The following is a 9,735-nucleotide window of genomic DNA, read 5'->3' on the forward strand; positions in this document are numbered from 1 at the left end:
GATTATAAATAACGGTGATATTTTTGGTATTCGCAAAGCTGAACAAAACGGTTTGAAAGTATTGCAAATCCACTTTTTGGAAATTATCATTTGCGGTGCAACACTTTTCATTTGGCTTGTTGAAGTGATTGAAGCTTTGGTACTGCATTTCTAGAGAGGAGGATGAGAGGGAACGCCTAAGGTCATAAGAAGAAGGCTTACTAATCTGAACAAAAGCTCAAAACTCCGAATCGATTTATGAAAACTTGCAATACCTGTATAAAATATTATCCTCCGCTTAAATCGATACTGCGAAATAGACAACTTAAACGGAGGGATGCTAATGCTAACTCTCTTTTATAACGGAAAATACACTACATTAATCAGCTTGCATCCCACCATCGACATTATATAACGTTCTCGTTACAAAGGAAGAATGATCGGATGCAAGGAACAGCACGACTTGTGCAACTTCCTTTGGTGCTCCAAATCTGCCTAGTGGAATACCATGTTTTTTTTATCCAGATCCTTAATTTCCTGGAATGGTCCATTGATACCTGCATTATTGAAGAAAACATCAATCTTTCCCAATGCACCCACAGCCTGTTTTACATAATTCTTCACATCTTCTTCGTTTGTAACATCAGCCTGGACAACTAAAATATTTTCTTGATCCGCACGCATTTAATCTACTAGTGTAGGGAGATCGAATAAAATAGGAGCTTTTATATTCTTTTAGAGTGATAGAAACTCGCTTGATTTCTTTCGTGTTTCCGGACTCAAATATGAATCTGATCATATCCCTTCCTAATCAGCTTATTAAAGACTACCCAGCTACTCAGCCCTGATTCCCAATTCCCGCATCCTCCTCTCCTATTCCATCCATAACGCCTCGCGCGCCATACTTAATCGGCACTAAATTCCATGGTAAGCAGCTCACACTGTGGTTAAGTGGGATAAATCTAACTAAGACTTACACAGTTTACTTGACAAACCTAAATTAAAAATACAACAGTTTAAACCTTCTTCTCCCCACATGCTATTCGACATGATTCTCCTCACCTTCAAGCCAGAACCACTAAATTCATCTTCCATAATCACCGACTTAACGAGTGAATATAGATCCGATTACAAAGTCTAGAAAAGATGACAAAAATTCGACAACAAACCCAAAAGACAAATAAAACCATCTGTGAAATCCTTTACAATGCAAAAAAATAATGATATAGTCATTATAATGAATTATATAATATTCATTAAGACATTATAATCTATTGTAAATGAAAGGTGGAGATGTCACATTAATGGCTAGGTCTAAAATCCCTTTATATAAACAGGTTAAACAAAAAATGATCAAAGAAATCAATCAGTATATGAAGGCAGGTGATTTAATTCCAACAGAATCTGAACTGGAAGAAAAATTTAACGTCAGCAGAATTACGGTTCGAAAAGCGATTGATGAGTTGGTAGAAGAAGGCTACGTTGAAAAAATACAAGGTAGAGGGACTTTTGTTTTATCAACAAAAATTGTTCAGGATGCCAATAGTATTACAAGCTGGACAGAAGAAATGCTTTTAAAAGGGAAAAATCCTGAAACGAAAAGCCTTAAAATTTATGAAGTAAACCCCTCTAAAAAAATGAAAAGAAAATTACGCCTTCATCCCAATGAAAAAGTAATATGTATTGAGCGGATTAGGCTAGTGGATGAAAAGCCAATTGCATTGATGTTCAACTATCTAAGGGAAAAATATGTCCCGGGTTTTCTTGAAAAGGGATTCACTAGAGAGTCATTATATGAAGAATTGGAAGAAAACTATGGCATCGTGCTGGAAGAGGCTAATGAACAAATTAGAGCAAGGCTTGCAACTGATTTGGAAGCGTCAACATTAAATATTTCTCCAGAAGATGCAGTCATGCATATTACGAGAACAACATATTTACCAAATGGTACGCCAGTCGAAATGGTAGAGATGGTCAGTCGATCAGATGAATATGAATACCATATTAAAGTTTCAGGCCGTGAGCGTAATAGAATTATTAAGGAGTGAGCAGCGTGGGATTACTAAAAGAGGAAGCAGTACTATTAGACGCTGAAGTGGATAACCCTATAGAGGCTATTCGTCTAAGCGGGGAATTATTAGTTAAAGCAGGTTACGCATCTGAAGAATATATTGATGCGATGATAGATGGCTTTCAAAGCGTAGGACCATATATCGTCATTGCACCGGGTATTGCTATACCGCATTCTCGTCCAGAACGAGGAGCGGTTGCCACAGGATTCTCTATCGTGAGGTTAAAAGATCCGATTGAATTTGGGCATGAAAATAATGATCCGGTAAAACTAGTTTGCGCTATAGCTGGTGTAGGTAATAATGGTCACATTGAAATGCTTCAAAAAATAGCAACCATTTTAGGTGACAAAAGTAAACATGAACAAATTTTGCAGGCAAGTGACTTTGATGAATTAGCTAAAATAATAACAATATAGGAGTGGTTCGTATGTATATTCTTAGTGTATGTGGAATGGGATTTGGTACAAGTTTGATGTTATTAATGGATATTCAAGCAATGGCAAAGGACCATGGTTACACAGTAGACGGAGAAGCTTCAGATCTTGGAAGTGCTAAAGGAAAGAGCTGTGATTTCATGGTAGCTTCCAGTGAGATTGCTGCAGAGTTATCTAGTGAGGACGTTCCCGTTATTTCAATTGACAACATGTTAGATAAAAATGAAATTAAAGAAAAAGTACTTCCTATGATTGAAAAGCTATCTAAGGGGTGATAAAAGTGATTGATGTTCTAGTCTCTATATTAAGCAATCCATCTATTATTATCGCAATAATTGCTGGATTGGGACTGGTTGCCTTAAGAAAGTCGACCTCGGATGTTATTAAAGGTACGATGAAAACGTTGTTCGGATTTTTAATTCTTCAACAAGGCTCTAACATTATCGTCAATGCTTTAATTCCATTTAGCACGATGTTCACAGAAGCTTTTGGTTTAACAGGTATAGTTGCAGAAGATAATGCGATTGCTGCGGCTGTCCAAACAATACTTGGAAGAGAAACCGCGTTCATATTAATATTTTCGTTTTTAATTAATGTGTTAATCGCGCGGTTTACTAAGTTTAAATATATCTTTTTAACCGGTCATATGATGTTTTCCTTTGCAGCAACGATGGCCATTGTGTTTAGTCAAATGGGGCTTTCCAGTGTAATGACGATTGTGTTGGGATCGATTGTTCAAGGTATCGCAATGGTTGCCTTTCCCGCAATATCCCAATCTTCCGTACGTAAGGTGATTGGAAATGATAGTGTGGCCTTTGGTTTCTGGGGAAGTTCTTGGATTTCTCTATCCGGATGGGTAGGAGGGAAATTTGGAAACAAAGATCAGTCTTCTGAAGATGTAAAAGTTCCAAAGTCCCTCGACTTTCTGAAAGATATGAGTATTTTAATGGGAATTATCATGGTATTGGTTTATACCATTACAGCTTCGTTTGTTGATGCTAGTGTGATAAATGAGATAACTGGAGGAGTTAACCGTTATCAGTTCGCCATTTTTACAGCATTAGAATTTGTAGTTGGTATTTTAATCTTATTAATGGGTGTTCGGATGTTCCTTGGGGAGATTGTACCTGCATTTAAAGGTATTGGCGAGAAAATTGTTCCTGGAGCAAAACCTGCACTTGATGTTCCAATCTTCTTTTCTTATGCACCCGTTGCCGTAACAATAGGATTCCTGTCAGCACTAGTTGGAGGCTTAATTGTTACATTCATGTCTAGCTTTTTACCAGTTGCAGTTTTACCTTCTGTTATAGGTCTTTTCTTTATGGGTGGTGCTGCAGGTGTATTCGGGAATGCTCGCGGCGGATTAAGAGGCTCTATCATTTCAGGATTTTTCCTAGGACTTACTTTCTCTTTATTAGTTGCTTTCGCTTACCCATTAGTAGGTTTATCTGAATATGGAGTAAGTGGACTATGGTTCGCCTCACCTGACGCCATTATTGTCATAATTCTAATTAAATTAGTAGGTTTATTATTCGGAGTGGCTTGGTAATTTTATTCCTCTAGAATGCATGATTTGCGGTAGGTAAATCATGCATGCAGTATTGGTTCCTCAATTAATTTTCAGACAACTAGAAGAAGGAGTGTTAGAAATGAGTAAAAAAATTAGAACAGTATTAGGAGATATTGCGAAAGATGAACTGGGATTTACTTATAGTCATGAACATTTATGGACAAATCCCCCAGCATCTCAAAAAGACCGTGACTTGGAATTGACAGACTATGAAGCGAGTGTTAGTGAATTATGGCGCTTTAAAAAGGCTGGCGGAAATGCTTTACTAGATGCGACTACATTGGATTATGGACGTGATGCTTCTAAACTGGTCAGAATGTCCAAAGAAACAGGAGTTCATGTGCTTGCTACTTCGGGATTCAATAAGCATATCTATTTTCCAAACTGGGTGGATGCTTTAACCGTTGATGAAATCACCCAAAAACTAGTGAGAGATGTAACGATCGGAATGGATGGAACAGAGGCAAAATCTGGTTTCTTAAAAGCTGGTTCCTGGAACCAATTAATTCATCCTTTAGAAGAAAAAGTTACCCGTGCTGTTGCTAGAGCACAGTTGCAAACTGGCGCACCAATCTGGTTGCACACAGAAGCCGGAACAATGGGGATGGAGATGCTTGATGTTTTAGAAGAGGAGGGAGTTGATTTATCATTAGTCGCTGTTGGTCATAGTGATCGAAATGCTGATCCTTACTATCACTTACAGTTAGCAAAAAGAGGTGCCTATGTACAATTTGATGGAGTAAGCAAGATTAAATATTATCCGGATAGTACACGCGTATCCTTGATCCGTAATATGATCGATAACGGTTTTGCTAATCAATTACTCATCTCTGCAGATATGGGACGTCAGGCTTACTTGCACGCATACGGTGGTGGACCTGGATTTGAATATATTTTGAAAAAATTCATCCCAAGATTATTGGATGAAGGTATTGATAAAAAAGATATTGATACTATTTTTGTTGATAATCCAGCCAATTGGTTAGCTAGATTTTAATAGGAGGGCTGACAATGAATCGTAACTTAATTGCAATTATCCGCGGGGTTGATCCTGAAGATATTCTCCCTATTACAAAAGGATTGTTAGAATCGGGTATATCTTGGCTCGAAGTTTCTTTAAGTGATGAAGCAAAAGGCTTAGAGTGTATTCGTAAAGTAAGTGATGCATTTGCTGATGAAGTCCAACTCGGAGTAGGAACCGTAATATCAGAACGTCAAGTGGATGCAGCATTGGAAGCTGGTGCAACATACATCATTACACCAGGTTGGGACCGCGAAATAGCGAAGTATGTACGCTCAAAAGATATTCTCCTATTCCCTGGTGTCTTCTCGCCGGGTGAGATTATGCAAGCAGCGAGTCTCGGCATCGAAACGGTTAAAGTATTTCCTGCTATCGATTTGGGATTTGGATTCATTAAAAATGTTCGAGGTCCTTTTCCAAACATGAATTTTATGGCAGTCGGCGGGGTAACGAAAGAAAACATTCATGAGTTTAAAAATGCTGGCTACTCTTCTTTTGCTATTGGAAGCGATCTGGTACCAAGAGGGGCGTCAAGAAAAGACGTAGAAAAAATCAAGGAAAACGCAAAAGCATTTGTTCAATCATTGGAAAAGGAGGCATAGTCATGGGATCAGCAAAAGAAATTATCAAAATGAATCGTGATGAGGTAGCTACAGCTATAGAAGAGTTCCCGGTTGCTATTCTTCCTTTAGGTGCAACGGAGCAGCATGGACACCACATGCCTTTAGGAGTCGATATATATTTAGCGGAAGCGATGTCCAGAAGATTATCGGAAAGAACCGGAGCATTGATGTTACCGGCCATGCCTTTCGGTTATTCTTGGGTATGGCGTGACATTCCAGGCACTGTTTCCATACAGCAGCACCATGTGGAAAGTATAATAAAAGATGTAGCGCATAGTGTCTCACGCTATGGTGTGAAACTGTTAGTCCTGGTTAATGGACATGACTCAAATAAAACAAGTATGAAATATGCCGCGAGAGAGCTGATGGATGAATTAGATATGCCGGTTATCTATATGTTTTATCCAAATTTAGAACAGATCCGCAGCGAGATTTGTGAATCGCCGACATGGCATGGCATGGTCCACGCTTGTGAATTTGAAACTTCCTTAATGCTGGCAGTAAAACCTGAATTGGTCAATATGGAAAAAGCGGTGAAGGAGTATCCTGAAAAACCAAGCTTATATGGGAAGTCAACTATTTCCTTAGGCGACTTGAGTAAGAGTGGTATATACGGGGATGCGACTCTCGCAACTAAGGAAAAAGGCGAAGAGATGCTTGAGAAATATTTAGATTTGATGGAGACTTTGGTAGCAGAGGCTTATGATGAAGTTAAATAAAGAGTAAAGAAGAACTGAGACGTAGATAGCTTCAAATAGAAAGATGAAAAAGTTCCGAGCTAAAAAATTGCTTGGAACTTTTTTTGTGTAATACATATCCAATAAGCCGTAAATCTATCCGACGAGTTATTCGACAAGTCACAAATTAATAAATAATAAAAAATCATATTGACAGCGCTTTCCAAGTTGTGTAAAATCAAATCAAATCATTTTTCGAACGCTGTTCGCATATGTGAACAACTCAGAGGTGAATAACTTGAAAATTAATAAAACAGCATCGAGAGTATTGGATATTTTATCACTTTTTGCAGCTGATAATGAGCCTATTTCAGTTTCTAGAATCAGTGAAGCATTAAAAGCTCCAAAAAGTAGTACATACGAAATCCTTGAGACCATGGTTGCTAAGGAATTCCTAGAATTTGATCCAAATATAAAAAAATACAAACTAGGAATAAAGCTATTCGAGGTAGGTACATCTTATTTAAGTAATACTGACCTAATTAAGGATACACGCCCTTATTTAGAAAATCTTGTAAAACGTACAGGGGAAACTGCCTTCTTAGCTGTTCCATCAGGAGAGGAGATAGTATATTTGGATAAGGTCGAAGGATCCTCTTCTATTCGAACAACCGCCTCGCTGGGCACAAGGCTCCCCATGTATTTAACAGGTTTAGGCAAGGCAATTTTAGCTGCAAATTCAGATGAGAAGATTACAGAAATAACAAAGGATATGAAATACTCTCCAGTAAATGAAAATAGCATTAAAGATTTTAATAGTTTAATGAAAAATATTAGGCAAACTAGGGAAAGAGGTTATGCGATAGATGATCGGGAAAGAGAAGAAGATGTTTATTGTATAGCTGCACCAATCTGTGATTACTCTAATCAACCGATTGCTGCAATCAGTGTTGCAGGATTGGTAACACGTATGCAAGAAGAGAATGCAAAAGAGTATTCTGTTTATCTAATAAATTATGCAATGGAATTATCACGTAGGTTTGGGTATAAAGAATCTAAACTTTACTTTTTATACGCTAATTGATGAACATTGTTCGAGTATATGAACAAGGAGAAAGGGGAAATTGGATTGGATACACCGGCGATTATCATTAATAAAGCTAAGATTTTAAGGAATATTCAGAATATGAGTAAAGTTGCCAAAGAAAACAAAGTGAATATTCGTCCACATATTAAAACACATAAACTACCTTATATTGCTAAAGAACAACTCGCCTCAGGTGCAATTGGAATAACAGCGGCAAAGATAACTGAAGCAGAAGTCATGGCGGATTATGGAATCCAAGATATATTTATCGCTTATCCTCTAGTAAGCAAAGAAAAAATTCAGAAGGCTATTAAGCTTAGTAGAAGAATAAGACTAATATTAGGTGTTGATAGTTTGGCAGGAGCAAGAAGGCTATCAGAATTAGCAGTGAAAAATAATACTACATTGGAGATTAGATTGGAGGTGGATTCAGGGTTAGAAAGAACTGGTATTCCTCTTGAAAATGTAGTAGATATTGCAAAAGAAATTTCAACATATAAAAACCTAAAAATTTCAGGAATATATACATTTAGGGGACCAATCCTGAATGGGAAACCAACTATTGATTTTGTTGATGCGGGAATTGAGGAAGGAAAAATAATGGTTAAGTTGGCTAATAAATTAAGAAAGATTGGATTATCAATTGAGGATGTTAGTGTAGGGTCTACCTCCACATCTGCTTCCGCTGCAACTGTTCAAGGTGTTACAGAAATAAGACCAGGAACTTATGTGTTTTATGATGCAATGCAAGAAAAGTATGGATGTTGTACAGAGGAAGAATGTGCAGCGACTGTTAAAGTAACAATAGTTAGTAGACCAACAAAGAATAGAGCTATTATTGATGGAGGAAGTAAAACGTTTGCTACAGATGTTCAACCAAATCAATCCCCAATCTTTTTAAGAGGGTTTGGTAAAGTTGTTGGTCACCCAAATATTACTTTGGAAAGGGTTACAGAAGAACACGGTATACTTCATATTGAGGGTGACTCATCAATTGAAGTTGGAGATATATTAGAAATTATTCCTAATCATATATGCTCCACAATTAATCTTCATAACGCAGTTTTTATGGAAGGTGAAGATGGTGCATTAGAACGTTACAAAGTTCTTGCACGTGGAAAATTACAATAAAAAGACTGGAGGAAATACGATGCTTGATACAATAATAAAAAATGGCCGTATTGTTGATGGGACAGGAAATCCGTGGTTTTTTGGAGATATAGGCATTAAAGATGGAATAATTACGCATATAGGTAGGTTCGACATGGAATCCAATGAAGTAGTTAATGCTGAAGGTCAAATTGTAGCTCCAGGTTTCATCGATGGTCACTCCCATTCGGATTTATTAGTCTTAAAGGATCCACATTTTGATATTAAGTTACAGCAAGGTGTAACCACTGAAGTCGTAGGAAACTGTGGATTAGCACCAGCTCCATATTTTAAAGAAAATGGACTGCTGTTAAAGGAATATATAGAACCAATTATCGGAAGTACAGATTGGGAATGGTCTTGGACATCTGTTGAGGAATATATAGAGACTATTAATAAGTCTCGTATTTCAGAGAATATATCAACCTATGTTGCTCATGGTGCATTACGTATAGCAGTCATGGGGTTTGAAAATCGGCCACCTACTAAAGAAGAAATGAGCAAAATGAAAAGGATTTTAGAAGAAGGCATGCAAGCAGGTGCAATTGGATTATCTATCGGTTTACTTTATTCTCCAGGGAGATACGCTTCAAAGGAGGAAATTGCAGAACTGTGTAGTGTTTTACCCAAATATGATGGTATTTTAGCAACACATATCAGAGGGGAAGGAAATAATCTCATCCCTTCTATCAAAGAAGTGATTTGGATTGCGGAGAAAAGTGAAGTATCTCTGCAAGTTAGTCATTTAAAGGCTGCAGGAAAAAGAAATTGGGGTGGGGTATTTGAAGCAATTTCTCTTATTGAGGATGCAAGAGCGAAAGGAATGGATATTACGTGTGATGTCTATCCCTATGATGCTGGTTCCACTTCATTAACTACTTTATTACCGCCGTGGGCACTGGAGGGTGGGGTATCATCTTGTATTGGACGTTTGCAGGACAAAACGCTAAGAGAGAAAATAAAAAAAGAAGTTAGTGAAGAACAGGATGATTGGGATAATCTAGTAGTCTCGACTGGATGGAATAATGTAGTTGTATCTTCAGTTTCGAATAACTCAGAATTTGAGGGAATGAGTATTTTAGATATTAGTAACATAACTGGAAAGGATCCAATCGATACTGCA

The 9,735-nt window shown here is 37.5% G+C and carries 12 protein-coding genes; 10 read left to right on the plus strand and 2 right to left on the minus strand.

Going from position 1 to position 9,735, the window contains the following annotated elements:
* Nucleotides 1–358: 358 nt before the first annotated feature.
* Together WKU33_RS18420 and WKU33_RS18425 are read right to left on the minus strand one after the other, a co-directional pair.
* Nucleotides 359–439, minus strand: a complete 81-nt coding sequence (locus WKU33_RS18420) for a hypothetical protein (protein ID WP_336253434.1) — start codon at nt 437–439, stop codon at nt 359–361.
* Between the two features lie 35 nt (nt 440–474).
* On the minus strand, nt 475–663 hold the full coding sequence (locus tag WKU33_RS18425; protein ID WP_336253422.1) for an SDR family oxidoreductase: 189 nt from the start codon (nt 661–663) through the stop codon (nt 475–477).
* A gap of 620 nt (nt 664–1,283) precedes the next feature.
* Here WKU33_RS18425 and WKU33_RS18430 point away from each other — a divergent pair.
* From WKU33_RS18430 to WKU33_RS18475, 10 genes are all read left to right on the plus strand, one after another.
* Nucleotides 1,284–2,027 (plus strand): GntR family transcriptional regulator, encoded by a 744-nt coding sequence (locus tag WKU33_RS18430; RefSeq protein WP_156855234.1) that lies wholly within the window; start codon nt 1,284–1,286, stop codon nt 2,025–2,027.
* Nucleotides 2,028–2,032: 5 nt separating this feature from the next.
* A complete protein-coding gene (locus WKU33_RS18435; protein WP_336253423.1) occupies nt 2,033–2,467 on the plus strand; it encodes a PTS sugar transporter subunit IIA in 435 nt (144 codons plus the stop codon).
* Nucleotides 2,468–2,478: 11 nt separating this feature from the next.
* On the plus strand, nt 2,479–2,760 hold the full coding sequence (locus tag WKU33_RS18440; protein ID WP_336253424.1) for a PTS sugar transporter subunit IIB: 282 nt from the start codon (nt 2,479–2,481) through the stop codon (nt 2,758–2,760).
* 5 nt (nt 2,761–2,765) lie between these two features.
* Nucleotides 2,766–4,034, plus strand: coding sequence for a PTS ascorbate transporter subunit IIC (locus WKU33_RS18445; RefSeq protein ID WP_336253425.1), 1,269 nt, complete (start codon nt 2,766–2,768; stop codon nt 4,032–4,034).
* Between the two features lie 100 nt (nt 4,035–4,134).
* A complete protein-coding gene (locus WKU33_RS18450; protein WP_156855230.1) occupies nt 4,135–5,052 on the plus strand; it encodes a phosphotriesterase family protein in 918 nt (305 codons plus the stop codon).
* A gap of 14 nt (nt 5,053–5,066) precedes the next feature.
* On the plus strand, nt 5,067–5,678 hold the full coding sequence (locus tag WKU33_RS18455) for a bifunctional 4-hydroxy-2-oxoglutarate aldolase/2-dehydro-3-deoxy-phosphogluconate aldolase (protein ID WP_340456030.1): 612 nt from the start codon (nt 5,067–5,069) through the stop codon (nt 5,676–5,678).
* Between the two features lie 2 nt (nt 5,679–5,680).
* Entirely contained in the window at nt 5,681–6,418 is a 738-nt protein-coding gene (locus WKU33_RS18460) for a creatininase family protein (RefSeq protein WP_340456031.1), read from the plus strand.
* 256 nt (nt 6,419–6,674) lie between these two features.
* The gene (locus tag WKU33_RS18465; RefSeq protein ID WP_340456033.1) at nt 6,675–7,460 is read left to right on the plus strand and encodes an IclR family transcriptional regulator; all 786 of its coding nucleotides are present in this window, start codon (nt 6,675–6,677) and stop codon (nt 7,458–7,460) included.
* 18 nt (nt 7,461–7,478) lie between these two features.
* Nucleotides 7,479–8,594 carry an alanine racemase gene (locus tag WKU33_RS18470; protein WP_340456034.1) on the plus strand — a complete coding sequence of 372 codons (1,116 nt, stop codon included), beginning with the start codon at nt 7,479–7,481 and terminating at the stop codon, nt 8,592–8,594.
* A 19-nt stretch (nt 8,595–8,613) separates the two neighbouring features.
* Nucleotides 8,614–9,735: N-acyl-D-amino-acid deacylase family protein (locus tag WKU33_RS18475; RefSeq protein WP_340456035.1), on the plus strand; the 1,122-nt coding region annotated here is incomplete at its 3' end.

Source organism: Oceanobacillus sp. HCA-5259 (assembly GCF_037892815.1).
GTDB lineage: Bacteria > Bacillota > Bacilli > Bacillales > Amphibacillaceae > Oceanobacillus > Oceanobacillus indicireducens.